The 23,663-nt window shown below is 72.3% G+C and carries 23 protein-coding genes and 1 riboswitch; of the genes, 14 read left to right on the top strand and 9 right to left on the bottom strand.

Features of this window, described 5'->3' with window-relative positions; all coding sequences use genetic code 11:
- Positions 1-92 precede the first annotated feature (92 nt).
- Positions 93-1,304: an MFS transporter gene (locus ACFC1X_RS32910; protein ID WP_376360866.1), complete on the bottom strand. Its 1,212-nt coding sequence runs from the start codon at positions 1,302-1,304 to the stop codon at positions 93-95.
- 126 nt (positions 1,305-1,430) lie between these two features.
- Here ACFC1X_RS32910 and ACFC1X_RS32905 point away from each other — a divergent pair, with 126 nt between their 5' ends.
- Positions 1,431-2,618 (top strand): ROK family transcriptional regulator, encoded by a 1,188-nt coding sequence (locus tag ACFC1X_RS32905; protein ID WP_376360863.1) that lies wholly within the window; start codon positions 1,431-1,433, stop codon positions 2,616-2,618.
- A gap of 79 nt (positions 2,619-2,697) precedes the next feature.
- On the opposite strand, the gene ACFC1X_RS32900 is transcribed toward ACFC1X_RS32905, so the two are convergent.
- The 3 genes from ACFC1X_RS32900 to ACFC1X_RS32890 form a co-directional block, all read right to left on the bottom strand.
- The gene (locus tag ACFC1X_RS32900; protein ID WP_376360860.1) at positions 2,698-3,132 is read right to left on the bottom strand and encodes a hypothetical protein; all 435 of its coding nucleotides are present in this window, start codon (positions 3,130-3,132) and stop codon (positions 2,698-2,700) included.
- Positions 3,129-3,893 carry an SDR family oxidoreductase gene (locus ACFC1X_RS32895; RefSeq protein WP_376360858.1) on the bottom strand — a complete coding sequence of 255 codons (765 nt, stop codon included), beginning with the start codon at positions 3,891-3,893 and terminating at the stop codon, positions 3,129-3,131. Before ACFC1X_RS32895 ends, ACFC1X_RS32900 begins: the two co-directional genes overlap by 4 nt.
- A gap of 160 nt (positions 3,894-4,053) precedes the next feature.
- Positions 4,054-6,411 carry a chitinase C-terminal domain-containing protein gene (locus tag ACFC1X_RS32890; protein ID WP_376360855.1) on the bottom strand — a complete coding sequence of 786 codons (2,358 nt, stop codon included), beginning with the start codon at positions 6,409-6,411 and terminating at the stop codon, positions 4,054-4,056.
- A 215-nt stretch (positions 6,412-6,626) separates the two neighbouring features.
- Positions 6,627-6,757, top strand: a riboswitch (FMN riboswitch).
- Between the two features lie 149 nt (positions 6,758-6,906).
- Between ACFC1X_RS32890 and ACFC1X_RS32885 the strand changes: the two genes are divergently transcribed.
- From ACFC1X_RS32885 to ACFC1X_RS32845, 9 genes are all read left to right on the top strand, one after another.
- Positions 6,907-7,518, top strand: coding sequence for a riboflavin synthase (locus tag ACFC1X_RS32885; protein ID WP_376360852.1), 612 nt, complete (start codon positions 6,907-6,909; stop codon positions 7,516-7,518).
- A complete protein-coding gene (locus ACFC1X_RS32880; protein ID WP_376360849.1) occupies positions 7,515-8,159 on the top strand; it encodes a nicotinamide riboside transporter PnuC in 645 nt (214 codons plus the stop codon). Before ACFC1X_RS32885 ends, ACFC1X_RS32880 begins: the two co-directional genes overlap by 4 nt.
- On the top strand, positions 8,156-9,445 hold the full coding sequence (locus ACFC1X_RS32875) for a bifunctional 3,4-dihydroxy-2-butanone-4-phosphate synthase/GTP cyclohydrolase II (protein ID WP_376360846.1): 1,290 nt from the start codon (positions 8,156-8,158) through the stop codon (positions 9,443-9,445). Before ACFC1X_RS32880 ends, ACFC1X_RS32875 begins: the two co-directional genes overlap by 4 nt.
- Positions 9,446-9,469: 24 nt before the next feature.
- Positions 9,470-9,955 carry a 6,7-dimethyl-8-ribityllumazine synthase gene (gene ribH / locus ACFC1X_RS32870; RefSeq protein WP_125490438.1) on the top strand — a complete coding sequence of 162 codons (486 nt, stop codon included), beginning with the start codon at positions 9,470-9,472 and terminating at the stop codon, positions 9,953-9,955.
- Between the two features lie 34 nt (positions 9,956-9,989).
- Positions 9,990-10,262 (top strand): phosphoribosyl-ATP diphosphatase, encoded by a 273-nt coding sequence (locus ACFC1X_RS32865; protein ID WP_161331928.1) that lies wholly within the window; start codon positions 9,990-9,992, stop codon positions 10,260-10,262.
- A gap of 45 nt (positions 10,263-10,307) precedes the next feature.
- Positions 10,308-11,165: an ATP phosphoribosyltransferase gene (gene hisG / locus ACFC1X_RS32860; protein WP_376360842.1), complete on the top strand. Its 858-nt coding sequence runs from the start codon at positions 10,308-10,310 to the stop codon at positions 11,163-11,165.
- 19 nt (positions 11,166-11,184) lie between these two features.
- Positions 11,185-11,652: a PH domain-containing protein gene (locus tag ACFC1X_RS32855; RefSeq protein ID WP_376360839.1), complete on the top strand. Its 468-nt coding sequence runs from the start codon at positions 11,185-11,187 to the stop codon at positions 11,650-11,652.
- A 205-nt stretch (positions 11,653-11,857) separates the two neighbouring features.
- The gene (locus tag ACFC1X_RS32850) at positions 11,858-13,189 is read left to right on the top strand and encodes a hemolysin family protein (RefSeq protein WP_376360836.1); all 1,332 of its coding nucleotides are present in this window, start codon (positions 11,858-11,860) and stop codon (positions 13,187-13,189) included.
- A complete protein-coding gene (locus ACFC1X_RS32845) occupies positions 13,186-14,301 on the top strand; it encodes a hemolysin family protein (protein ID WP_376360833.1) in 1,116 nt (371 codons plus the stop codon). Before ACFC1X_RS32850 ends, ACFC1X_RS32845 begins: the two co-directional genes overlap by 4 nt.
- Here ACFC1X_RS32845 and ACFC1X_RS32840 read toward each other — a convergent pair.
- Both ACFC1X_RS32840 and ACFC1X_RS32835 read right to left on the bottom strand, forming a co-directional pair.
- A complete protein-coding gene (locus tag ACFC1X_RS32840) occupies positions 14,219-16,075 on the bottom strand; it encodes an AAA family ATPase (RefSeq protein ID WP_376360830.1) in 1,857 nt (618 codons plus the stop codon). The genes ACFC1X_RS32845 and ACFC1X_RS32840 overlap by 83 nt on opposite strands.
- Before the next feature lie 430 nt (positions 16,076-16,505).
- Positions 16,506-17,159, bottom strand: a complete 654-nt coding sequence (locus tag ACFC1X_RS32835; protein WP_376360827.1) for a uridine kinase — start codon at positions 17,157-17,159, stop codon at positions 16,506-16,508.
- Positions 17,160-17,346: 187 nt separating this feature from the next.
- On the opposite strand from ACFC1X_RS32835, the gene ACFC1X_RS32830 reads away from it, so the two are divergent.
- The 3 genes from ACFC1X_RS32830 to ACFC1X_RS32820 all read left to right on the top strand — a co-directional run bounded on the left by ACFC1X_RS32830 (position 17,347) and on the right by ACFC1X_RS32820 (position 19,762).
- Positions 17,347-18,738, top strand: coding sequence for a peptidase C39 family protein (locus tag ACFC1X_RS32830; protein ID WP_376360824.1), 1,392 nt, complete (start codon positions 17,347-17,349; stop codon positions 18,736-18,738).
- A 141-nt stretch (positions 18,739-18,879) separates the two neighbouring features.
- Positions 18,880-19,020, top strand: coding sequence for an SCO1431 family membrane protein (locus ACFC1X_RS32825; RefSeq protein WP_161331921.1), 141 nt, complete (start codon positions 18,880-18,882; stop codon positions 19,018-19,020).
- Positions 19,021-19,102: 82 nt separating this feature from the next.
- Positions 19,103-19,762: a TetR/AcrR family transcriptional regulator gene (locus ACFC1X_RS32820; RefSeq protein ID WP_376360821.1), complete on the top strand. Its 660-nt coding sequence runs from the start codon at positions 19,103-19,105 to the stop codon at positions 19,760-19,762.
- 55 nt (positions 19,763-19,817) lie between these two features.
- On the opposite strand, the gene ACFC1X_RS32815 is transcribed toward ACFC1X_RS32820, so the two are convergent.
- Entirely contained in the window at positions 19,818-21,068 is a 1,251-nt protein-coding gene (locus tag ACFC1X_RS32815; RefSeq protein WP_376360818.1) for a glycoside hydrolase family 18 protein, read from the bottom strand.
- Positions 21,069-21,426: 358 nt separating this feature from the next.
- Here ACFC1X_RS32815 and ACFC1X_RS32810 point away from each other — a divergent pair, with 358 nt between their 5' ends.
- Complete coding sequence (locus ACFC1X_RS32810; RefSeq protein WP_376360816.1) at positions 21,427-22,599, top strand: acyl-CoA dehydrogenase; 1,173 nt, start codon at positions 21,427-21,429, stop codon at positions 22,597-22,599.
- Here ACFC1X_RS32810 and ACFC1X_RS32805 read toward each other — a convergent pair.
- Positions 22,562-22,897, bottom strand: a complete 336-nt coding sequence (locus tag ACFC1X_RS32805) for a hypothetical protein (RefSeq protein WP_376360814.1) — start codon at positions 22,895-22,897, stop codon at positions 22,562-22,564. The two genes, ACFC1X_RS32810 and ACFC1X_RS32805, sit on opposite strands and share 38 nt — an antisense overlap.
- A gap of 215 nt (positions 22,898-23,112) precedes the next feature.
- Positions 23,113-23,550: a hypothetical protein gene (locus tag ACFC1X_RS32800; protein ID WP_376360811.1), complete on the bottom strand. Its 438-nt coding sequence runs from the start codon at positions 23,548-23,550 to the stop codon at positions 23,113-23,115.
- Positions 23,551-23,663: the final 113 nt, after the last annotated feature.

Below are 23,663 nucleotides of genomic sequence, written 5' to 3'. Positions count from 1 at the left end.
GACACCGGGTCCGCTCACGTCCCGCACCCCCCGGGCTGACCAGCGCGTTCCCGGTGGCTGTCGCCGGGCGGCCGGGCCCGGGGCGGCGGTCCTCAGGACTGCCGGTCGGGCACGCCCGCGTTTGACGGGCTGATCTTCGGGCGGTCCCGGTCCCCGACGCGCAGCACCTTCGCGAACACCACGAGGCAGCAGGCCAGCACGGTCACCAGACCGAACGACACCACCAGACTGGTCGCCTGGGCCAGCCCGCCGATCGCGCTCGGCGCGACCAGACCCGAGGTGTACGTGATGGTGGCGACGCCCGCGATGGCCAGGCTCGGGTTGGACCCGGCCCGGCCGGCCGCGGCGAAGCACAGCGGGACGACCACGGCGATACCGAGGCCCATCAGCGCGAAGCCGGTCATCGCCACCGCCGGATGGCCCCCCACGACGACGAGCAGACCGCCGAGGGTGGCCAGTACGCCGCTCACCCGCACCACACGCACCGCGCCGAACCGGTCCACCACCTTGTCGCCGGCCAGCCGGGCCACCGCCATGGTGAGCGTGAAGCCGGTCGTGCAGGCCGCCGCCAGACCGGCCGAGGTCTCCAGCTCGTCCCGCAGATAGACCGCCGACCAGTCCAGGCTCGCCCCCTCCGCGAACACCGCGCAGAACCCGACCGCGCCGATCAGCAGCGCCGACCTGGGCGGCAGCGCGAACCGCGGCGGCGGGTCCTCGTCCTCGGCGGGCTGGAGGTCCAGCACCCAGGTGCAGGCGACCAGGCCCGTCACGGTCAGCACCGCGGCGGCCAGCACGTGGTGCAGCCGGGCGTCCGCGCCCAGGTGGGCGGCGAGCGTGCCGGCGGCCGATCCGATCAGCGCGCCCGCGCTCCACATGCCGTGCAGGCTGGACATGATCGACCGGTCGAGCCGGTTCTCTATCTCGACGCCGAGCGCGTTCATCGCCACGTCCGACATGCCCGCCGTGGCGCCGTAGACGAACAGGGCGAGGCACAGGGTGAGCAGGTTCGGGGAGAGGGAGGGCAGCACCAGCGCCAGCGTCCACAGCGCCAGCAGACCGCGCAGCGCGGCGCGGGCGCCGAAGCGGTGGCTGACGCTGCCCGCCAGCGGCATCGCGACGGACGCGCCGAGCGCCGGGAACGCCAGCGCCAGCCCCAACTGGCCCGCGCTCACCCCGGCGTGGTCCTGGATCCACGGCACGCGGGTCGCGAAGGAGCCGGTGACGGCGCCGTGCACGGCGAACACGGCCGCCACGGCGTACCGGGCCCGCCTCACCTCGCGTTGCCCGTAGGCCACTGTGCTCATGGTCCACCCCTCCGTCTCGTCGCAGCGTGAGCCGCAAGCCGCGGCGTAAACTATCAGGTACCCTGCCTGATAGATAGTGGATTACCGGCGCGCGCCCCCGCGCCGCCGATCTGGAAGGATCCCGGCATGCCCGCATCCCCGAGCACCGCCCGGGCCATCAACGACCGGCTCGCCCTCGACCTGCTCCAGCGGCAGGGCCCGCTGACGGCAGGGCAGTTGAAGCAGCTGACCGGCCTGTCCCGGCCCACCGTGGCCGACCTCGTCGAACGCCTCACCGCCTCCGGGCTGATCGACGTGGCGGGGGAGTCGGGCGAGCAGCGCCGGGGTCCGAACGCCAAGCTGTACGGCATCGTCGCCGGGCGGGCCCACCTCGCCGCCCTCGACGTCCGCACCGAGGGCGTCGCCGTGCTGGTCTCCGACCTGGTCGGCCGGGTGCTCGCCGAGGCGTCCGCGCCGATCGACGACGACTCGGGCACCGGGCCCGCGGTGGAGCAGGCGGTGGGCCTGGTCGAGCGCGCGGCGAAGGAGGCCGGCGCCGACCGGCTGCACACCGTCGGCATCGGCGCGCCCGGCCTGATCGACCCGGCCAGCGGTGAACTCCGCGACTCCAGCGGGCTGCCCGCGTGGCACCGGCGGCTGACGACCGCGCTCCAGGAGAAGTTTCCCGAGGCGCGGGTCGGCGTCGAGAACGAGACCAACCTCGCCGCCCTGGCCGAGCAGCGCGACGGCGCGGCCCGGGACCGGGACACCTTCGTGCTCCTGTGGCTCGGCCTCGGCATCGGCGCCGCCGTCGTCCTCGACGGCACGCTGCGCCGGGGCGTCTCCGGCGGCGCGGGCGAGATCGGCTTCATGCCGGTGCCGGGCACCTCGGGCCTGCCGTCCGCCACCGACTGCGACGGCGGCTTCCACTCCGTCGCCGGGGCGGCGGCGGTGACCGCCCTCGCCGCGGAGCACGGCCTGACCGCGACCCCGGCCGGTCCCGAGCCGTACGCGGCCGCGCTGGTCCGGGAGGCGGTACGCGGCACAGCCCCGGGCGCCGACGCCTTCTTGGACGCGCTCGCCGACCGGATCGTCCTCGGGGCCGCCGCCGTCGTCTCCGTCCTCGACCCCGGCTGCCTGGTGCTGGCCGGCGAGATCGGCCGCGCGGGCGCCGACGCCCTCGCCACCCGCGTCCAGCACCGCCTCACCCGGATGTCACCGCTCGCCACCGAGGTACGCCCCAGCACCCTGGGCGGCGGCGCCGTCCTGCGCGGCGCCCTGCTCACGGCCCGCGACCGGGCCCAGGACGAGCTGTTCGCCCCGCCGGAGCGGTAGACCCGGAGCGGTAGACCCGGAGCGGTGGACCCGGAGAGGTCTCCGCTCGTCACCGCCTCCGTGAGCCGCCCACGCGCCGTCAGGGTGCCGGCCGTCGCGCCTCCGCGTCCGTGCCGGGGAAGGCCGACCCGTCCGCCGCCAGCCACAGCAGGACCGCGGGCAGCAGGACCGCCGCTCCCAGCAGCGCCATGAAACCCGCGGCGCTCGCCGCGGGCAGGGGCTCCAGATGCCGGGCGTGGAACAGGAGATGGACGACGGAGTTCACCAGGTATGCCACCAGCGCCGTCAGCACCAGACGCCGCTCCATCGCCGCCACCGCCGCGCACAGCACCACGGCGAGCGCGAGGCTCGCGCCGCCGAAGTCCTGGAGCAGATGCTCGTTGTAGGGCGGCAGGTGCGACACCCAGGGCCACTTCCAGAACAGCTCGGGCAGCAGCACGATCCCCAGCCCCAGCACCACCTGCGTACCGGCGAGCAGACCGAGACCCGCCCGCAGCCACGCGCGTCCGCTCATCCGCGCCGCCCGTCCTCCCCGCCGCCGAACCGTGCCGCCAGATACTCCTCGAACGTGCCCGTGCCGACCGCCCGCCCGGGCGCCAAGTGCCCGCCCGCGCGGAACGCCCGGTAAGTCTTCCCCGCCAGCGGCACCTTCACCACGGCCCGCCGGCGTCCCGTCGCGCGCAGATACGCGCGGGCCAGCGACTCGAACGTCCGCACCTCGGGGCCGCCCATGTCGGCCACCCGCCCGGCGGGCGCGCCGACGGCCAGTGCGGCGAGCCGGTCGGCCACCTCCGCCACCTCGACCGGCTGGTCGCGGATCCCGGCCGGCAGCGGCACGACCGGCGCCTTGGCCAGCGCCTGGAGCACCTGCACGACCAGGTCGTGGAACTGGGTCGCCCGCAGCACGGTCCAGCCGAGCCCCGACTCCTCGACCATCCGCTCGACGGCGAGCTTGGACCGGTAGTAGCCGAACGGCACCCGGTCGACGCCGACGATCGAGATGTAGACCAGATGGGCCACCCCGGCCCGCCGCGCCGCCGCGACGAGGTTCGAGGCCGCGCGTTCGTCACCACCGCGCGGTGAGGTCGCGCAGTGCACGACCGTTTCCACACCGCCGAGCGCCGCGTCCAGTCCGCCACCGTTCTCGCGCAGATCGACGGCGTACGGCCGGCTGTGCCGGCTCAGCACCCGCACCTCGTGTCCGTCGGTGCGCAGCCGTTCGGTGACGAGCCGGCCGAGGGTGCCGGTGCCGCCGGTCACCAGGATGTCGGTCATGCTGCTCAGCCCCTGTCGGACGCGCGGGGCTCCCGGGTGGAGCGCCCTGTCGTCACCACCAGTGTGTCGAGGCCGGTCCCGCTCCGCAGGTCGCCGATTGGGTGGCCCGGCGGCGGGCAAGGGCCGTCGTCACCGCCGCCGGGCCGGTTCTGGCCGGGGGTCAGCAGGCCCCCAGGTCCTGCCAGACGCCCCATTCACCGGTGGTGCCGGGCTCCTCGCCCTTCGTCCACCACTTGGACTTCCACGTGTGCCCCTGGTGGGACACCGTGGTGCCACCGCCGTACGCCGTGGCCGTGTCCCAGGCCGGGGCGGCGCACTCCGTCGGGTCGGGCGACCCGGAGCCCGTGGGTGAGGGCGTGGGTGTCGGCGTCGGGCTCGGTGTGCCGGGGTCGACCACGGTCGTGCCCCGGGCGAGGTCACCCGTCAGGGCGTACGACTTGCCGCCGAAGGTCACCGTCCAGTTCGACGGCGTCGACACCGGCAGGTAGTACACGAGGTCCACCGTCGTGGAGGCCCCCGGCGCCAGCGACTGCCAGGCCGGCAGCTTCAGCGAGACCCGGTGGTAGTCGCCCTTGAGCCCGCCCACGTTGGTGCCGGTGTGGTCGCTGCGGACCACCGAAGTGCCCCAGCCGGACTGGTCCTTGGCGTTGCCGGGCGCGGACGTGCCGTAGTCGAACCGGAACTCCGTACCGCCGGGCAGCGCCGTGTCCGTGTTGTTGGTGATCTTCAGTTTGGGGCTGATCGGGTAGTTGGAGTCGCCCAGCGGGAACTGGCCGAACTCCACGTCCACGTCCAGCGCCTCGGACGGCATCTCGGTGGTGGCACGCCGGGCGCCGTACGGAGCGGCCGCCTTGAACGTGTCGTACATCGTGTCGGTCAGTGTCGAACCCGGCACGTACTGCCCCTCGGCCGCGTCCCAGGCGTAGTCCCCGGCCAGCTCCCAGATCATCGTGCCGCCGATGCCGCGGTCGGCCACGTACTCCGCCTTGGCCCGCACCGACTGCTCGTCCTCCGTGGACAGGAAGACCTTCTTCTCGGCGTTCCACAGCCAGGGCGCGACCAGCGTGGCGTCGTACTTGCGGGCGTACGTCCCGGTCAGCCGGGTGTCGGCGGGGAAGCCGTAGTCGGTGACGTAGTCGCCGACGATGCCCTTCTCCAGGTTCTTGGCGTGCCACATGGGGTTGGAACCCGCGGGCGACTCCTCGCCGTCGGTGTCCAGGTCGTGCCACAGGTTGTCGATGCCGACCGCGCCGTCACCGCACTTGGTCAGGCCGGAGCCGGCCGGGCAGTCCGTGGCGGGGGCCCGGCCCCAGAGCCCGTCGGTGCCGCCGGTGACGTTCTTGAAGCCGCGCGTGTAGTACGGCAGCCCGATGTTGATGCGGCCGGCGGGCATCGAGCCGCGGAAGTAGTGGTAGGCCCAGTCGGTGTTGAGGTAGCCGATGCCGCCGTACTGGGAGGTCGTGTAGACGCCCGCGGCGGCGAGTTCCGCGTCCCTGCCGTCGTCGAAGAGCGAGGCGTTGGGGCCGACGTACTCGTTCCAGGCGCCGTGCAGGTCGTACGACATGATGTTGACGTAGTCCAGGTACTTCTGGACCTGGAAGGTCTCCATGCCGCGCAGCAAATACCCGGAGGATGGAGCGGCGACGGAGAGCAGGTAGTGCCGGCCGTCCGCGGCACCCGCGCGGTCGAGCTTCTCGCGCAGCGTCTTCATCAGTGCCGCGTAGCCCTTGACCAGTCCGGCCCGGCGGCCGTTGGCGAAGGACCAGTCCAGCGGGTTGCCCGCGTCCTTCATCGTCGTCGGGTACTCGTAGTCGATGTCGACGCCGTTGAAGCCGTACTTCCGTACGAAGTCGACGGCCGAGTCCGCGAAGGTGTCGATGCCGGCCTGGTTGACCGACCCGTCCGCGTGGGTGGCCATCGAGTAGAAGCCGCCCGAGTCCACGCGCGAGCCGTCGTCCGCGAAGTAGCCGCCCGTCTCGGCCCAGCCGCCCACCGAGATCATCGTCTTGACGTCGGGGTGCTGCTTCTTGAACTTGCTGAGCAGGTTGAAGTGGCCCTTGTAGGGGAGGCCCGGGTCCATCTCGGCGCCCGCGACCCCGGGCCAGGTCATGCCGGTGGCCGGGCTCTTCGCGCCGTCCGCGCCCACGGAGAGCCGGTTGCCGCCGTCGACGTGCGCGAAGGCGTAGTTGATGTGGGTGATCTTGTCCCACGGGATGTCCGAGGCCAGGTACGACGGCTTGCCGTCCTTGCCGGTGCGCCAGCTCGTGAAGTAGCCGATCACCCGGCGCGGGTGGTCCGCGCCCATCTTCTCCCGGCCGGCGGAGTCGTAGACCGAGCAGTACGGGACGTCGGTGCCGGGGGTCTCGTAGAGCCCGTCCGGGCGACAGGTCTCCTGGTCGGCGGCTTGCGAGGCGGTCGCCGGGAGTCCGGCGAGGAAGAGTCCGGTGATGGCGGCGGCAGCGGCGAGGAGCGCGGGTCTCGCTCGGCGGCGGGATCTGGAACGTGAGGGGGAAGGCACAGTCGGTTCCTCTCCACGGAAGTTGCGCAGACAGTAGAGAGGACTAGACCAGAGCGTCAATAGGTATGGACCAATTGAAAAGCCCAGTGTGGGCAGGTCAGTTGAGGGGGCACGGGACGGTCGAGCCTCGGTCGAGAAGCGCTCTGTGAGCCACCCCACACACTCCGTCCGCATGGACGGCGATCAGGCGTGGCACACTGGCTCTGTACCAGAAGCAGCGCACTCCGGGGTCGGTGAAAGTCCGAACCGGCGGTTACAGTCCGCGACCCGGTCGCCTCCAGCGACCGGTTGACCAGGTGAAATTCCTGGACCGACGGTTAAAGTCCGGATGGGAGGCAGTGCGCGGCGGGCGGGCATTCGTGCGCGCCGCCGATCTCTGGGCTCGCCCGTCACGGGTGGGCCCGTCCGGCGTCGCCCCAGGTGTCCTCGCCCGCGGTCTCTGTCGTTCTCGACAGCCCCGGAGTCCGTGCCCGAAGAGGCAGGAGGACCCGGGAAGTGTTCACCGGAATCGTCGAAGAGCTGGGCGAGATCACCGCCGTCGAGACCCTCGACGACGCCTGTCGCTTCCGTCTGCGCGGCCCCGTGGTCACCGAGGGGGCCCGGCACGGAGATTCCATCGCCGTCAACGGCGTCTGCCTCACGGTCGTCGACCACGAGGGCGACGAGTTCACCGCCGACGTGATGGCCGAGACCCTGAACCGCTCCAGCCTGGGCGTCCTGACCACCGGCTCCCGCGTCAACCTGGAACGCCCCACCGCCGTCGGCGCCCGCCTCGGCGGCCACATCGTGCAGGGCCACGTCGACGGCACCGGCGAGATCCTGGAGCGCAAGCCCTCCGAGCACTGGGAGCTCGTGAAGATCTCCCTGCCCGCGGACCTCGCCCGCTACGTCGTGGAGAAGGGCTCCATCACCGTCGACGGCATCAGCCTTACCGTCGTCGACGCCGGACCGGACTTCTTCACCGTCAGCCTCATCCCCACCACCCTCGTCCTGACCACGCTGGGCCTCAAGCAGCCCGGCGACCCGGTCAACCTCGAAGTGGACGTCATCGCCAAGTACGTCGAGCGGCTGCTGGGCGGCCACGTCGAACAGGGAGACACCCGGTGAACTGGCTCAACTCCGAGGCGTTCACGCTCTTCGACCAGCACATCAAGTGGTCCGACATGATCGGCAACGTGATCGGTCTGCTCGGCCTCGCGCTCGGCTGGCGGCGCTCCATCTGGACCTGGCCCGTGCAGTTCGTCTCCGGACTCGTCCTCTTCACCGCCTTCGCCACCGCCCACCTCTCCGGCAGCGCAGGCAAGCAGATCGTCGTCATGGCGGTCGCAGCCTGGGGCTTCTGGCAGTGGAACCGGGGCCGGCAGCAGACGCAGGACGGCTCCATCGCCGTCCGGTTCGCCACCTGGCGCGAGCGCGGCGTCCTGGCCGCCGCGGCCGCCGCCGGCACCCTCGCGGTGGGCGGCCTGTTCACCGCCTTCCCGACCCTGTCCTGGGACCCCTGGCCGGACGCCTACATTTTCGTCGGCACCGTCGTCGCGATGTACGCCCAGGCGCGCGGCATGGTCGAGTTCTGGTTCGCCTGGCTGCTGGTCGACCTGGTCGGCGTCCCGCTGAACTTCGCCAACGGCTTCGCCTTCTCCGGCTTCGTCTACATCCTCTACGGCGCGCTCGTCCTGTGGGGCCTGCGCGACTGGTGGCTGCGCTCCCGCACCGCGGCGCGGCCCGTCCCGGAAGGAGCGCCCGCATGAGCACCGCACCCATCCTCTACAGCCCCGACGGCATCGACGACCTCTCGCTCGACCCGATCGAGCGGGCCATCGCCGACATCGCCGCCGGACGCCCGGTCGTCGTCGTCGACGACGAGAGCCGCGAGAACGAGGGCGACCTCGTCATCGCCGCCGAGAAGGCGACCGAGGAGATCGTCGCCTTCATGATGAGCGAGTGCCGCGGCCTGATCTGCGCCCCCATGGAGGGCGACGAACTGGACCGGCTCCGGCTCCCGCAGATGGTCGACGACAACACCGAGTCGATGAAGACCGCCTTCACCGTCTCCGTCGACGCCACCGCCGCGCACGGCGTGAGCACCGGCATCTCGGCATCGGACCGCGCCACCACCCTCCAGCTCCTCGCGAGCGGCACCGCCGAACCCACCGACCTGGTCCGCCCCGGCCACATCTTCCCGCTCCGCGCCCGCTCCGGCGGCGTCCTCGTCCGCGACGGCCACACCGAGGCCGCCGTCGACCTGGCCCGCCTCGCGGGGCTGCGCCCGGCCGGCGCCATCGTCGAGATCGCCGGCGAGGACGGGCGGATGCTGCGGCTGCCCGAGCTGATCCCGTTCGCCCGCAAGCACGGCCTGACGATCATCTCCATCGAGGACCTCATCGCCTACCGCCGCAGCGCGGAACCCACCGTCCGCCGCGAGGCCGAGGTCCACCTCCCCACCCGGCACGGCGAGTTCACGGCGTACGGCTACCGCTCCACCGTCGACGGCGTCGAGCACGTCGCCCTCGTGCACGGCGAGATCGGCGACGGCACGGACGTCCTGGTCCGCATCCACTCCGAGTGCCTCACCGGCGACGTCTTCGGCTCCCAGCGCTGCGACTGCGGCCCCCAGCTCGACGCCTCCCTGGACCGCATCCAGGCCGAGGGCCGGGGAGTGGTCGTCTACCTGCGCGGCCACGAGGGGCGCGGCATCGGCCTGATGTCCAAGCTGCGCGCCTACGAACTCCAGGAGCGCGGCCGGGACACCCTCGACGCCAACCTGGAACTCGGCCTGCCCGCCGACGCCCGCGACTACGGCGCCGGCGCCCAGATCCTCCAGGACCTCGGCGTACGCGCCGTCCGCCTGATGACCAACAACCCGGACAAGAGCGACGCCCTCGTCCGGCACGGCATCGACGTCACCGGCCGCGAGCCGATGCCCGTCCAGGCCGGCGAGCACAACCTCCGCTACCTGCGCACCAAGCGGGACCGGATGGGACACGACCTGCCCTGGCTGGACACGACCCCCGTGTCCACCTGCGGCAACCAGTAAGCAAGCAGCAACGCGAGGAGCGACGTGAGCGGCAAGGGTGCACCGGAACTGTCCGTACGCAACGTGGGGGACCTGCGGGTCGCCGTCGTCGCGGCACAGTGGCACGACCAGGTGATGGACGGACTGGTGGACGGCGCCCTGCGCGCCCTGCACGACCTCGGCATCGACGAGCCGACCCTGCTCAGGGTCCCCGGCAGCTTCGAGCTCCCGGTGGTCGCCAAGGTCCTCGCGGGCCGCGGCTACGACGCGGTCGTCGCCCTCGGCGTCGTCATCCGCGGCGGCACCCCCCACTTCGACTACGTGTGCCAGGGCGTCACCCAGGGCCTGGTCCAGGTCTCCGTGGAGACCGGCGTCCCCATCGGCTTCGGCGTCCTCACCTGCGACACCGAGGAGCAGGCCCTGGACCGCGCCGGACTGGAGGGCTCCAGCGAGGACAAGGGGCACGAGGCGGTCACCGCGGCCGTCGCCACGGCGGCCACGCTCCGCTCAGTATCCGAACCGTGGCGCTAGCCCCGCCGGCACTACGCGTAAAGTGGGCGCCACCATGTCCAATAAGACGTTCGAGGAGCTCTTCACCGAGCTCCAGCACAAGGCCGCAAACGGCGACCCCGCCACCTCCCGCACCGCCGAGCTGGTGGACAAGGGGGTCCATGCCATCGGCAAGAAGGTCGTCGAAGAGGCCGCCGAGGTCTGGATGGCCGCCGAGTACGAGGGCAAGGACGCGGCGGCCGAGGAGATCTCCCAGCTGCTGTACCACGTCCAGGTGATGATGGTCGCCCGCGGCATCTCCCTGGACGACGTCTACGCCCACCTGTAAGCCCAGCACACCCCTGTCCCACTCCACGCAAAGGAAGCCGACCTCATGCTGCGCATCGCCGTCCCCAACAAGGGTTCCCTCTCCGGCCCTGCGGCGGACATGCTGCATGAGGCCGGCTACCAGCAGCGCCGCGAGTCCAAGGAACTGCGCGTCGTCGACCCGACCAACGAGGTCGAGTTCTTCTACCTCCGGCCCCGCGACATCGCGATCTACGTCTCCTCCGGCCAGCTGGACATCGGCATCACCGGCCGCGACCTGCTGATCGACTCCGGCGCCGACGCGGAGGAGATCCTGCCGCTCGGCTTCGCCCGCTCCACCTTCCGCTTCGCCGGAAAGCCGGGCGCGGCAAGCGGCGTCGAGGACCTCAAGGGCCGCACCGTCGCCACCTCCTACGAGGGCATCGTCGCCGCACACCTGGCCGACCGGGGCATCGACGCCTCCGTCGTCCACCTCGACGGCGCCGTCGAGACCGCCATCGAACTCGGCGTCGCCGGGGTCATCGCCGACGTGGTCGAGACCGGCACCTCCCTGCGCAACGCGGGCCTCGAGGTCTTCGGCGAGCCCATCATGAAGTCCGAGGCCGTCGTGATCCGCCGCGCGGGCGCCGAGCCCGACGAGACCACCGAGCCCAAGGTCCAGCAGTTCCTGCGCCGCCTCCAGGGCGTCCTGGTCGCCCGGACGTACGTGATGATGGACTACGACTGCCGGGTGGAGCAGCTGGAGAAGGCCGTCGCGCTCACCCCCGGCCTCGAATCCCCCACCGTCTCCCCGCTGCACAACGAGGGCTGGGTCGCCGTCCGCGCGATGGTCCCCGCCAAGGAGGCCCAGCGGATCATGGACGACCTGTACGAGATCGGCGCCCGGGCCATCCTGACCACGGCCATCCACGCCTGCCGTCTCTGAGCCCGCCCGGAGCGACGCCATGCCCGACACCACGCCGGACCTGCCCGGCCTGCCCGTCACCTTCCGGCCGGGCCGCACCCGCGCCGTCCTGATCGTCCTCGCCGTCGCCACCTTCGCGACCATCACGGCGGTCGGGACTGTGCTCGGCGGCCTCGGCACGGGGGAGCGCCTCAGCTTCGTGCTGACCGCCCTCCTCCTGGCCGGCGGACTGCTCCTGCTGGCCCGGCCCCACGTCGCCGCCGACGCGACGGGCGTCACGGTCGTCAACCTGACCACCAGGCGGCGCCTGGCCTGGCCCGAGATCCTCCGGGTCAACCTCCGCCACGGCGACCCCTGGGTCTTCCTCGACCTCAGCGACGGCACCAGCCTGCCCGTGCTCGGCATCCAGCCGGGCATCGCCAAGCAGCGCGCCATCGCCGACGCCCGCGCCCTGCGCGCCCTGGTCGAGGACCGCTCCGGCGCCCAGCCCGAGCCGACGCGTGACTGACACCGCGCCGCCGACCCTGCCGCGGGCGCCCTTTTCCTGATTAATCTGGGAACGACAGACGCGCCCACCGCGTCCTCGCCCCTGCCGCTCCGCCCGGTGCGCGGGGGTTCCTGCTACCCGAGGAGTGACCCCCTCCGGCGATGGACGGACCGTCCTGCAGTACTTGCGCCGCCCCCTGCTGTGACACCGCACAGGCGGCGGCATCATGACCACCCCCCTGCTGCTCCTGGCAGCCGCGTTCCTGCTGATCCTCGCCAACGGCTTCTTCGTCGCCGCCGAGTTCGGCCTCGTCACCGTCGAACGGCCGGAGGCCGAACAGGCCGCCGCCGACGGTGACCGACGGGCCCACCGGGTCGTCGAATCCCTCAAGGAGCTGTCCTTCCAGCTCTCCGGCACCCAGCTCGGCATCACCATCACCTCCCTGGTCGTCGGCATGCTCGCCGAACCGGCCCTCGCCCAGCTCCTGGACGGCCCGTTCACGGCCATCGGCGTCCCCGACGGCGCCGTGCCCGGTGTGTCGGTCGTCGTCGGCATGCTGCTGGCCTCGGCGGTGCAGATGGTGATCGGCGAGCTGGTGCCCAAGAACTGGGCGGTCTCCAGGCCCCTCCAGGTCGCGCGCTTCGTCGCCGGCCCGCAGCACGCCTTCGCCCGGCTCTTCCACCCCGTGATCGCGGCCCTGAACTCCGTGGCCAACCGCCTGGTCCGCGCACTCGGCATCGAGCCCGCCGAAGAGCTGGCCTCCGCCCGCACCCCCGGCGAACTGGTCTCCCTGGCCCGGCACTCCGCCCGCGCCGGCGCGCTGGAACAGGGCACCGCCGACCTCTTCGTGCGGACCCTGTCCCTGGGCGACCTGACCGCCCAGCACGTCATGACCCCGCGGGTGAAGGTCAGCGCCCTGCACTCCTCGGCCACCGCCCAGGACGTGGTCAACCTGACCCGCGCCACCGGCCTGTCCCGCTTCCCCGTCTACCGCGAGAGGATCGACGAGATCGTCGGCATGGTCCACCTCAAGGACGCCCTCGCGATCCCCGCGCACGACCGGCTGCGCGTCCTGACCGGCCGGATCGCCCGCCCGGCGCTGCTCGTCCCCGAGACACTCCCCGTCCGTCCGCTCCTCGCCCGCCTGCGCAGCGAGCAGCCCATCGCGGTCGTGGTCGACGAGTACGGCGGCACGGCCGGTGTCGTCACGCTGGAGGACATCGTCGAGGAGATCGTCGGCGAGGTCCGCGACGAGCACGACGGTCTGGACGCGCCCGAACTGGCCCCCGCCCCGCCCGAGGACGGCCGCCCCGCCTGGGACGTCGACGGCAGCTGCCGCGTCGACGCCCTGCGCCGCGTCGGCCTCGAAGCGCCCGACGGACCCTACGAGACCGTGGCCGGGCTCGTCGCCGATCTGCTCGGCCGCATCCCCGCCGTCGGCGACCGCGCGGAACTGCCCGGCTGGCGGCTCTCCGTCCGCCAGGTCGGCCACTACCGCGCCGAACGGATACGGCTGGTGCGCACGGCGCCGGTCTCCGTGCTGGAGGCCGCCCGATGAGCGTCCTGCAACTCCTGTTCGCCGCGCTGCTCGTGCTCGCCAACGGATTCTTCGTCGGCGCCGAGTTCGCGCTGGTCTCGGTGCGCCGCAGCCAGATCGAACCGCTCGGCACCGCCCGCGCCCGCCAGGTGCTGTACGGGCTTGAGCGGCTGCCGCGGATGATGGCCGCCGCCCAGTTCGGCATCACCGTCTGCTCACTGACGCTCGGCGCCGTCGCCGAACCGACCGTCGCGCATCTGCTGGAGCCCGCCTTCGCTTGGATCCACCTGCCGCACGGCATGATCCACCCGCTCGGCTACGTCATCGCGCTGGCCGCCGTGGTCTTCTGCCACCTCGTCATCGGCGAGATGGTCCCGAAGAACCTCGCGATGGCCGCCCCCGAGAAGGCCGCGCTGTGGCTCAGCCCCGGCCTGGTCGCCTTCGCCCGTCTCTGCGGACCGGTCACCGTCGCGCTCGGCGCCTGCGCGCGGGTCGTCCTGCGGCTGTTCCGCGTCGAGCCCAAGGACGAGGTCGAGGCCGTCTTCACCAGCGAGCAGCTCAACCGCCTGGTGGAGGACGCCGGCCAGGCCGGCCTGCTCGACGCGGAGGAGCAGGAACGCCTGGAGGACGCCCTGGAACTGGGCTCCCGCCCGGTCACCGACGTACTCCTCAAGCGGGAGTCCCTGGTGACGGTCAGCCCTTCGGTCACCCCGGCCCGGATCGTCGCGCTCACCGCCCGCACCGGGTACTCGCGCTTCCCGGTCGCCGCCGGACAGGGCGCCTTCATGGGGTACCTGCACGTCAAGGACGTCCTCGACCTGGAGGAGTCCGAGCGGGCCGTGCCCCAGCACCTCTGGCGCCCGATGACCACCCTGCGCCCCGAACTGCCCCTCGACGACGCCCTCACGGTGATGCGCCGGGCGGCCACCCACCTGGCCCAGGTGACGGACGCCTCCGGCCGGGTGCTGGGCCTGGTCGCGCTGGAGGACGTGCTGGAGCTGCTGGTGGGCGAGGTCAGGGACCCGGCCCACCGGGTGGTGACGCCGCACCTCACCCGGCCGGCGGATCCTGCGGCCCCCGCCCCGACAGCACCTCCCCATACGCCTGCATCAAGTCCGGCAGCCGCAACGTAGCCAGGTCGTCCCGGGTCAGCTCGCCGGGATACACCGACAACCGCAGATCCCGGTAGGCGCAGCTCTTCTCGTACAGTGTCCGCAGGAACCGCCCGTTGCCCAACTCGTCGATCCACCCCTGGTCCACCACGTGCCCGGCGATCGACCGCAGCTCGTCAAGGGCCTCCTCGTCCCACCCGTCCCCGTTCTCGGCCGCGAGCACCTCACCGATCGAGGTCAGCTCCAGCGGCCGGTACGAGGGGAAGTCGACCCGGGAGGTGAAGCGGGAGGACAGCCCCGGATTGGCGGCGAGCAGCCGGTCCATGCCCTCCGGATAGCCGGCCAGGATCACCACCAGGTGGTCGCGGTTGTCCTCGGCGCGCTTCAGCAGCACCTGGAGCGCCTCGTCGCCGTACGCGTCGCCCTTGCCGTAGCCGGAGTTGGACAGGGAGTACGCCTCGTCCACGAAGAGGACGCCGCCGAGCGCGGAGTCGATCAGTTCGTTGGCCTTCACTGCGGTCTGGCCGAGGTACTCGCCGACCAGGTCGGCCCGCTGCGCCTCCACCAAGTGGTCGCCGCCGAGCAGGCCGAGGGCGTAGAAGACGCGGCCCAGGATGCGGGCCACGGTGGTCTTGCCGGTGCCGGAGGGGCCGGAGAAGACGAAGTGACGTTTGGGCGGCTGGACCGGCAGGCCCTGCCCGGCCCGCAGCCGCGCCATGTTCAGCTGCGCCGACAGCGCCTTGACCTGACGCTTCACCGGCTCGAGTCCCACCATGCGCTCCAGCTCGGCGAGCGCTTCCTCCAGCAGCGCGGGGTCGGTGGGCCCGGTCGGCAGGGCCGGGTCGGCCCCGTCGGCCTTCTGTCGCACCGGCGGTCCGCTCAGCGCGGGCAGCGGCGCGGCCGGCGGGGACCCGGATGCGGAGACCTTGAGGTCGCGCTCCTCGGTGCCGAAGAGCGGGTCAAGACCGTCCAGGCCGTCCACGCCCGGGCCGGCTCCGGCGAGGCCCGCGAGGTCGGCGGCGTCGTCGTAGCCGTCGCTCTCGTCGATCGCCGCCAGCCGGGCCGAGGTGTCCATGAACGCCGGATCGACGCGGTGCACGGCCCGGTACAGGGGGAGCGCCGCGGCGCTGCGGCCGGTGCCCTCGTGGGCCCGCGCCAGCCAGTAGCGCAGCTCCTTGCGCTGGGGCTGCTCGCTGCGGCACCGCATCAGGGCGGCCGACAGTAAGGGCTCGGCCTGTCCGAACATCTCCAGGCGGACCCGGGCCATGCCGCTGAAGAGGCCGGCCTCGATGCCCAGCAGGGGATCGCCGAGCAGGGGGTCGGTGTGCCGGACGAGCTGCTCCCAGTCCTTGACGAGGTAGGCGCGGCAGGCGTGCAGGAAGCGGACCTGGGAGTCGGTGTCGACCGGCGGCAGCCCGGCCAGCGCCCGGTCCAGTTCCGGGACGTGGCGGCCGTCCAGCCAGTGGGAGGCGTGCGCGAGCAGCAGGTCGCGCGGGTTCTCCAGCACGGGCTGCACCCACCAGCCCAGCCAGTACCAGGAGTTGAGGGTGCGGCGGTGGCGGGCGCGCTGCTCGCCGAAGCGCTCCCGGTTGCGGAACATCCGCAGCAGGGCGTTCGTGGTGTCGACGCGCAGGGCGTGCAGTCCCAGCCAGCCGTCGGCCATGGTGGGGTCGATGCGTACCGCGGTCCGGAACTCCTCCTCCGCCTGCGGGTAGGCCCCCATGGTGTAGGCGTCCACGCCGCGCAGCCAGGCGAGGTCGGCCGGGGCCTGCGGGCCCCGCGTGCCGAAGTCCATCCCGTCCCCCACGTACCGTGCCCCCGTCGGTATGCCGCCGAGCCGTAGCCCGTCGGCCGCCTCGGTCAACGGCTGCACCGAGGACCGGAGTTGCAGGTGCGCGCGGCAACCGCCCGTAGGTCGCACCGAGGGCATCGTACCCGCGGCGCTCGGTCCTCCGAAGAGTGCGGGGACCCGTCGTTCCACGAGGTGGGAGTGGCCGGAACAGGCGACCGGACGGTGACCGAGGGTGAGCGTCCGGCGCCACGGAGCACCCGGAAAACGGGCTCAGGGCAGAACGAAGCCCCCGATCACGGGGGAACAACCGGGGGCTTCGCGTCTGTCGGCGGCTTCGAACTACCGCACATTCAGAACGTAAGACCTGTACGGCCCCTGGGTCAAGCGGAGTTGGGGCGCGTCCGCGGGTTGCCGGGGCGCGATCTTCACGAGTTCAGCACATTGCCGACGGTCCGTCACCCTGCGTGAAAAAGTGGGGTCCGGAAGTGGTCCCCGCCGGCCCCGGCAGCACCTCGTAACCCTCCTGCCTCTGCCGTACCAGAAGATGCGCGAAGGGGCGCGAGGGGTCGTCCGCGAGGTGGCGGCGCTCCGCCGGGACCCATCCGTCCCAGAACTCCCGCTGTTCCGCTCCGTCGCGCGCCCGGCCGCGGGCCCACGCCTCCTCGGCGGGCAGGTCCATCCAGAACAGCAGCGCCAGGTGGGGGCGCAGCGCCCGGCGGCCCGCGCCGACCCCCTCGACCAGCACCACCGGCGCGGGCGGCAGCGGACGCGCATCCCCGAAGCGCCGGGACCGCCAGTCGTAGGGGGTGTAGTGCGCGGTGTCCCCGCGCCGCAGCGGCTCGATCACCTGGCCGAGCAGCCGTTCGGTCCAGTCGAACAGTTCGTCGTGACTGGCGATGTCGTCGAGGCGCAGTATCGGTGCGCCGCCCAGCCCGGCCGCCAGCCGCCCCGCGAACGTGGACTTCCCGGACCCGGCGTGCCCGTCGACGCCGATCAGGCGCACGGGCCCGCAGGAGGGCGGAAGGCGGCGGAGCCGGGCGGCGAGGTCGTGGATGACGGATCCTGTGCGGCACGAGGGGACGGACACGGTTCGCCCCGCACTCTAACCGCGCCCCCCACCCGTCCCCACCTCGCCGTTCGCGCCACAGGTCGACACCAATGTTCGTGGCGTGGCGTGCGCGGAAGTGCTGGCAGGAGCGGGCGCCTGCGGTCATAGTGGGCGCACGACCGTGCTACGGACCCGCCCGACTCGGACACCTGGGGGTCTTCCGCCCATGAGCAGAGCCGAACAGCCGTCCCGCAGAGCCGTCCTGGCCGCGGCAGTCGCCGCGGCCGCCGTGGCCGGCGGCACGATCCCGGCCACCGCCGAGGCCGCCGCGCCCGGCGCGGGCACCGGCGGTGGCGGCGGGGACACCGGCCGCGCCCCCGCCCGCCGGGTCGACTACCGCGCCTGGACGACGTACAGCGACTGGCGGCGCGGTACCACCCGGGGAGCCCGGGTCGCGGCGGGTTCCCGGCCCGGCGTGACGATCGGCACCCCGGCCGGCACCACCGACTACACCGACCCGCACACCGGCACCACCGCCGCCTGGGAGTACGCCACCTGGACCTCGCCGGTCCACCGGCTCACCGTGCCCTCGACGGAGGCCATCGCCTCCTGGAACGCGCACACCCCGAGCGGCACCTGGATCCAGGTCGAGCTGCGGGGCACCTACTCCGACGGCACGGACACGCCCTGGTACGTGCTGGGCCGCTGGGCGGCGGGCGACGGTGACCAGGACATCCGCCGCACCTCGGTCGACGACCAGGGCGACGGCAAAAGCAGCGTCTGGACGGACACCTTCGCGGTCGACGACGCCGCCTCGGGCCTCCGCCTGGCCTCCTACCGGCTCCGGCTCACCCTGTACCGGCGCCCCGGCACGCGGAGCGCGCCCACCGTCTGGCGGCTCGGCGCGATGGGCTCCGACGTCCCCGACCGCTTCACCGTCCCGGCCTCCGCGCCCGGCCTCGCCCGGGAACTGCGCGTCCCGCGCTACTCGCAGGAGATCCACAAGGGCCAGTACCCCGAGTACGACAACGGCGGCGAGGCCTGGTGCAGCCCCACCTCCTCGCAGATGATCATCGAGTACTGGGGCGGCAGGCTCACCGAGGACCAGCTCTCCTGGGTCGACCCCTCCTACGCCGACCCGCAGGTCTGCCACGCGGCCCGGTACACGTACGACTACCAGTACTCCGGCTGTGGCAACTGGCCGTTCAACGCCGCCTATGCGGCCACCTTCAAGGGCCTCCAGGGCGTGGTCACCCGCCTCGGCTCCCTCACCGACCTGGAGACGCTGATCGCGGCCGGCATCCCGGCCATAACGTCCCAGTCGTTCCTGGAGAAGGAGCTGACCGGGGCCGGGTACGGCACCGCGGGCCACCTGATGACCGTGATCGGCTTCACGGCCGACGGGGACGTGATCGCCAACGACCCCGCCTCGGACGACAACGAGGCCGTGCGGCGCGTCTACAAGCGGCGCGAGTGGGAGAACATCTGGCTGCGGACCAAGCGGTACAACGCCGACGGGAAGGTCGTCTCCGGCACCGGCGGCGTCTGCTACCTGTACTTCCCGGCCCACCCGAGCGCGCGCCAGCGCAGGGCGCTCGCGGCGGTGGGCGTGCGCTGACGCCGCTCGAAGGCCCCGGCGGCGGACCGCTGCCGGGGCCTTCGCTGTGACCAAGGTCTCCGGCGCAAAAGCCGCCGTCGGTGGCAAGGTGGACAGGACCGCGGGGGGAGTCCACCGAACGCCCGAGATCAGTGAGAAGCCATGACCGCACACACCGCCACTGCCGCCCGTGTCCGTACCGGCGGCCCCAAGGACGACGGTCCGAAGATCCTCGAGCACGTCATGGGCTGGACCCTCGTCGTGGTGGTCGCGATGCTCGTGGTTCAGCTGGGGCTGCTGTGACGTGACCGCCGTGTGACCTGCCCCACGACCCGACCTGCCATACTGCGGATGTCCCGCCGCCCGTAGGAGACCAGGGTCGAAATTGAATATCAGTCAACAGCGTGCCGACGCCCGTCCCCGGGCGCGCGGCACCGAGCGGTCGCTGGCACGTCGCGCCGAACTCATCGCCATCGGGCGGAGGTTGTTCGCGGACACGTCCTACGACGCGCTCTCGATGGACGACATCGCCCGCCAGGCGCATGTCGCCAAGGGGCTGATCTACTACTACTTCCAGTCCAAGCGGGGCTACTACCTGGCGATCATCCAGGACTCCGTCGCCGACCTGGTCACCACCGCCGCCCGGGGCACCGAACTGCCGCAGGTGGACCGCGTGCAGCGCACCATTGACGGCTACCTGCGCTACGCCGAGCACAACCAGGCCGCCTACCGGACCATCGTCAGCGGCGGGGTCGGCTTCGACACCGAGGTGCACGCCATCCGGGACGGGGTGCGCGAGGCCATCGTCGCCACCATCGCGGAGGGGGCGTACGGCCGCTCCGACATCGGGCCGCTGGCCCGCATGGGCCTGCTCGCCTGGGTGTGCAGCGTCGAGGGCGCCACCCTCGACTGGATCGGCCGGCCCGAACTGCCCCGCGAGACCATGCGCGAGCTGCTGGTCAAGTCGCTCGGCGGCACCCTGCGCGCCATCGAGGAGCTGGACCCCGCCTACCCGGCCCCGGAGCCCGCCCGCCGCGACACCTGACGAAGGGGCGGAGGCCCGAGCCGGCCTCCGCCCCCGCCCCCGTGCGCCGGGTGGTTCAGTCGATCGCCTTGATCAGCTCACCGTTCGCGGTGTCGCCGCTCAGCTCCCAGAAGAACGTCCCGCCCAGACCCTGCTCGTTCTTGTACGACATCTTGGTCGCGATGGTCTGCGGGGTGTCGTAACTCCACCAGTCGCTGCCGCACTTGGCGTACGCGGTGCCCGCCACCGTGCCGGTCGCCGGGCAGCTGGTCTTCAGCACCTTGTAGTCCTCGATGCCGTTCTCGTAGGTGCCCTTCGCCGGGCCGGTCGCGGTGCCGCCGGGCTCCGACTGGGTGACGCCGGTCCAGCCGCGGCCGTAGAAGCCGATGCCGAGCAGCAGCTTCGAGGCAGGGACGCCGAGGCCCTTGAGCTTCGCGATGGTCGCCGAGGAGTGGTAGTCCGCCTTGGGGATGCCGGAGTACGAGGTCAGCGGAGAGTGCGGCGCGGTCGGTCCGGTGGCGTCCCAGGCGCCGAAGAAGTCGTACGTCATCGGGTTGTACCAGTCGACGTACTGGGCCGCGCCCGCGTAGTCGGCCGCGTCGATCTTGCCGCCGGCCGTCGCGTCGGCCGTGATCGCCGCGGTCACCAGGTAGTCCTGGCCGAACTCGGCACGCAGCGCGCTCATCAGCTTCGGGAACGCGTCCCGGCCGCTCTCGTCGCAGCTCAGGCCGCAGGCGTTGGGGTATTCCCAGTCGATGTCGATGCCGTCGAAGACATCGGCCCACTTGGAGTTCTCGACCAGGTCGTAGCAGGACCGGGCGAAGGCGGCCGGGTCCTTGGCGGCCTCGGTGAACCCGCCGGACCAGGTCCAGCCGCCGAAGGACCAGAGGATCTTGAGGTCCGGGTGCTTCTTCTTCAGCTCGAGCAGCTGGTTGAAGTTGCCCCGCAGCGGCTGGTCCCAGGTGTCGGCGGTCCCGTCGACGGACTCGGCCGCGGTGTACGCCCGGTCGGTCGCCGCGTAGGCGTCGCCCATCGCGCACTTGCCGCCGGTGACGTTGCCGAACGCGTAGTTGATGTGGGTCAGTTCGGCGGCGGAGCCGGAGGTCTCGACGTTCTTGACGTAGTACTTCCGGTCGTAGGTGCCCCATTCGGTGAAGTAGCCGACGACCTTGGAACCGGCCGCGGCCTGCGTGGCGGGCGCCTGGGGAGGGGGTGTGGCCGTGGCCGAGCCGGCGCCGGCCAGCAGTCCCGCGCCGAGGGCGACGGAACACAGGGCGGAGAAGAGCGCCCGCAGGGAGCGGGCGCGGGGGAGGTGCGGGACGTGCATCGGGTGTCTCCTCGTGGGGGGAAGAGGGAAACGCGCGCCGATTGGCATGAACGCGGTAACGCGTTCGGGCCGTCACCGTAGAAGGACTAGACCAGTGGGGTCAATGGTGCGGACCAATTTCGGTCTGGAGCGCCGAATTCCGGCCCTTCGCGGCGGGCCGGACCCTTTCTTGAAGTAAGCGGTCGTTAACTGGTGACTCCATGCGTCCGATCGGGCATACTCACAGCGCACAGCCGCTGGTCAGCCGCTTCCGCGACCCGGGAGTGCGAGCATCGGCCAGGCCCGAACGACCCGGCGGAACCGCCTCCACCCAAGGCGCACATCCGCCGATGCGCCCGACAGGGAGGAGAGCGTCGCCATGCCCGACCGCGCCCCGCAGCCGGTGGACCGGCAACTGCCCACGGACGAGGCACGGGATCTGATCTCACTCGTCCGCGACATCGCGCAGCGTGAGATCGTCCCGAGCGCGGCCGAGGAGGAGGACGCCGGACGCTTCCCGCGCGAGGTCTTCGCCCTGCTCTCCGACGCTGGCCTGCTCGGCCTGCCCTACGACGCCCAGTTCGGCGGCGGCGAGCAGCCCTACGAGGTGTACCTCCAGGTCCTGGAGGAGTTCGCCGCGGCCCGGCTCACCGTCGGCCTCGGCGTCAGCGTGCACACCCTCGCCTGCTACGCGCTGGCCGCCTACGGCACCAAGGAGCAGCAGGCCGACCACCTGCCCGCGATGCTCGGCGGCGGCCTGGTCGGCGCCTACTGCCTCTCCGAGCCCGCCTCCGGCTCCGACGCCGCCTCGCTGCGCACCAAGGCCGTGCGCGAGGGCGACGACTGGGTGATCGACGGCACCAAGGCCTGGATCACCCACGGCGGCATCGCGGACTTCTACACCGTCATGGCGCGCACCGGCGAGGACGGGCCGCGCGGCATCACGGCCTTCCTGGTGCCCGGCGACGCCGAGGGGCTGAGCGCGGCGGTGCCGGAGAAGAAGATGGGGCTCAAGGGCTCACCCACCGCGCAGATCCACTTCGACGGCGTCCGGGTCTCCGACGACCGCCGGCTCGGCGACGAGGGGCAGGGCTTCGCCATCGCGCTGTCCGCGCTCGACTCGGGGCGGCTCGGCATCGCCGCCTGCGCGGTCGGTGTGGCCCAGGCGGCGCTGGACGAGGCGGTGTCCTACGCGGCCGAGCGGCGGCAGTTCGGCAAGCCGATCTCCGACTTCCAGGGGCTGCGCTTCATGCTGGCCGACATGGCGACCCGGATCGAGGCGGGGCGTGCGCTGTACCTGACGGCGGCGCGGCTGCGCGACGCCGGACGCCCGTTCGCCAAGCAGGCGGCCATGGCCAAGCTGTACTGCACCGACGCGGCGATGCAGGTGACCACCGACGCCGTGCAGGTCCTCGGCGGGTACGGCTACACCGCGGACTTCCCGGCCGAGCGGTACATGCGCGAGGCGAAGGTGCTCCAGATCGTCGAGGGCACCAACCAGATCCAGCGCATGGTCATCGCCCGTCACCTCGCGGGCCCCGAGGGACGCTGAAGTCACCGGTGACGGTGAAGCCACCGGTGACGCGGGAGTCGCCGGTGGCGAGGGCGTCGGCGGTGGCCAGGTGGTCGGCGCCGGTGAAGAAGTCGCCGAGTCCGCGCGGGGGTTCCGCGAGCCTGATCCACTCCGGGTCGTGGCGCCCCGGCAGGGTGCGGCCGCCGTCGGCCCAGGTCCGCATCAGCTCGCGGTAGATGGGTGGGTCCGGGATCTGCGGGGCCGGCGGAACCGGTCCGGCGGGCACCGGGACGAACACGCGGCGCCGACTCCCGGTCGCCGAGTACGTGTGGGTCATACCAGGGCAACGCGGCGAAGTGGGGACAGGTCACCGGCGGACGCAATCGAGCGTGAGTTCGCGGGTGTCCGCCGTCGTCGCGCGGTTGCCGGGGGATTCCCGCCGGCGGCCGCACCGACCCGCGCCACGGCGTCCTGCGAGCCGTGGCGCGGGTGGGGTGACCGAGTCGGGCGGCCTATGGGGCGGCGTCCCCCGAACGGGGGCGCCCGGGTGCCTCAGGCCGCTTCGCTCCGCATCGTCGGCACCCGCATCGGGCGCGAGCCCGGGCCGCCGACGTGGGAGAAGGGCTGGGTCCGCCAGTCGAGGCCCCGGGGGAGCGTCAACAGCAGGGCGGTGTCCTGCTCGTGGGGCTGGAACGACGCGTCCGCGGGGCGGGCCTCGGTGGCCCTGCGGCCGGTGCCGGCGCAGACCGTGAGCCCGAACGGGTTCCACGGAGAGGCGCAGAGCGCGTGCTCCGGCAGCTCCCGCTCGTCCGCCAGCAGCGCGATGGGCTGCGCGCAGTCCGGGCAGATCACCCGGTACATCTCGAAGGTGTCGTAGGCGTCGAGGTCCTCGTCGTCGAAGGCGTCGGGTTCGACGCCCTCCGATACGGGCTCGACGACCGGCTGCTGCCGCTTGGGCGTGGTACGACCAGGGCGCTTAAGACTCTGCATGGGATTCTCCCCCTCGGGCTGGGCCGTGACGGCACTGCGGCCTCGACCACAGCAAGCACTTCCCGTCCCCTTCGCGGGGTAATCACGCGAACATCACGGAGACCGTTCGAGCG

It is taken from the genome of Streptomyces sp. NPDC056128 (assembly GCF_042263835.1).
GTDB lineage: Bacteria > Actinomycetota > Actinomycetes > Streptomycetales > Streptomycetaceae > Streptomyces.
The sequence above is the reverse complement of the archived record's forward strand: the minus strand, read 5'-3'. Positions and strand labels throughout refer to the sequence as shown.

Bases quoted from the DNA above. Each gene is read 5' to 3' on its own strand.
- ACFC1X_RS32855 (WP_376360839.1), top strand. From the start codon at position 11,185: ATGCCCGACACCACGCCGGACCTGCCCGGCCTGCCCGTCACCTTCCGG.
- ACFC1X_RS32810 (WP_376360816.1), top strand. From the start codon at position 21,427: ATGCCCGACCGCGCCCCGCAGCCGGTGGACCGGCAACTGCCCACGGAC.
- ACFC1X_RS32840 (WP_376360830.1), bottom strand. From the start codon at position 16,075: ATGGACTTCGGCACGCGGGGCCCGCAGGCCCCGGCCGACCTCGCCTGG.
- ACFC1X_RS32905 (WP_376360863.1), top strand. From the start codon at position 1,431: ATGCCCGCATCCCCGAGCACCGCCCGGGCCATCAACGACCGGCTCGCC.
- ACFC1X_RS32815 (WP_376360818.1), bottom strand. From the start codon at position 21,068: ATGCACGTCCCGCACCTCCCCCGCGCCCGCTCCCTGCGGGCGCTCTTC.
- ACFC1X_RS32805 (WP_376360814.1), bottom strand. From the start codon at position 22,897: ATGACCCACACGTACTCGGCGACCGGGAGTCGGCGCCGCGTGTTCGTC.
- ACFC1X_RS32845 (WP_376360833.1), top strand. From the start codon at position 13,186: ATGAGCGTCCTGCAACTCCTGTTCGCCGCGCTGCTCGTGCTCGCCAAC.
- ACFC1X_RS32895 (WP_376360858.1), bottom strand. From the start codon at position 3,893: ATGACCGACATCCTGGTGACCGGCGGCACCGGCACCCTCGGCCGGCTC.
- ACFC1X_RS32850 (WP_376360836.1), top strand. From the start codon at position 11,858: ATGACCACCCCCCTGCTGCTCCTGGCAGCCGCGTTCCTGCTGATCCTC.
- ACFC1X_RS32875 (WP_376360846.1), top strand. From the start codon at position 8,156: ATGAGCACCGCACCCATCCTCTACAGCCCCGACGGCATCGACGACCTC.
- ACFC1X_RS32830 (WP_376360824.1), top strand. From the start codon at position 17,347: ATGAGCAGAGCCGAACAGCCGTCCCGCAGAGCCGTCCTGGCCGCGGCA.
- ACFC1X_RS32910 (WP_376360866.1), bottom strand. From the start codon at position 1,304: ATGAGCACAGTGGCCTACGGGCAACGCGAGGTGAGGCGGGCCCGGTAC.
- hisG (WP_376360842.1), top strand. From the start codon at position 10,308: ATGCTGCGCATCGCCGTCCCCAACAAGGGTTCCCTCTCCGGCCCTGCG.
- ACFC1X_RS32825 (WP_161331921.1), top strand. From the start codon at position 18,880: ATGACCGCACACACCGCCACTGCCGCCCGTGTCCGTACCGGCGGCCCC.
- ACFC1X_RS32900 (WP_376360860.1), bottom strand. From the start codon at position 3,132: ATGAGCGGACGCGCGTGGCTGCGGGCGGGTCTCGGTCTGCTCGCCGGT.
- ACFC1X_RS32800 (WP_376360811.1), bottom strand. From the start codon at position 23,550: ATGCAGAGTCTTAAGCGCCCTGGTCGTACCACGCCCAAGCGGCAGCAG.
- ACFC1X_RS32865 (WP_161331928.1), top strand. From the start codon at position 9,990: ATGTCCAATAAGACGTTCGAGGAGCTCTTCACCGAGCTCCAGCACAAG.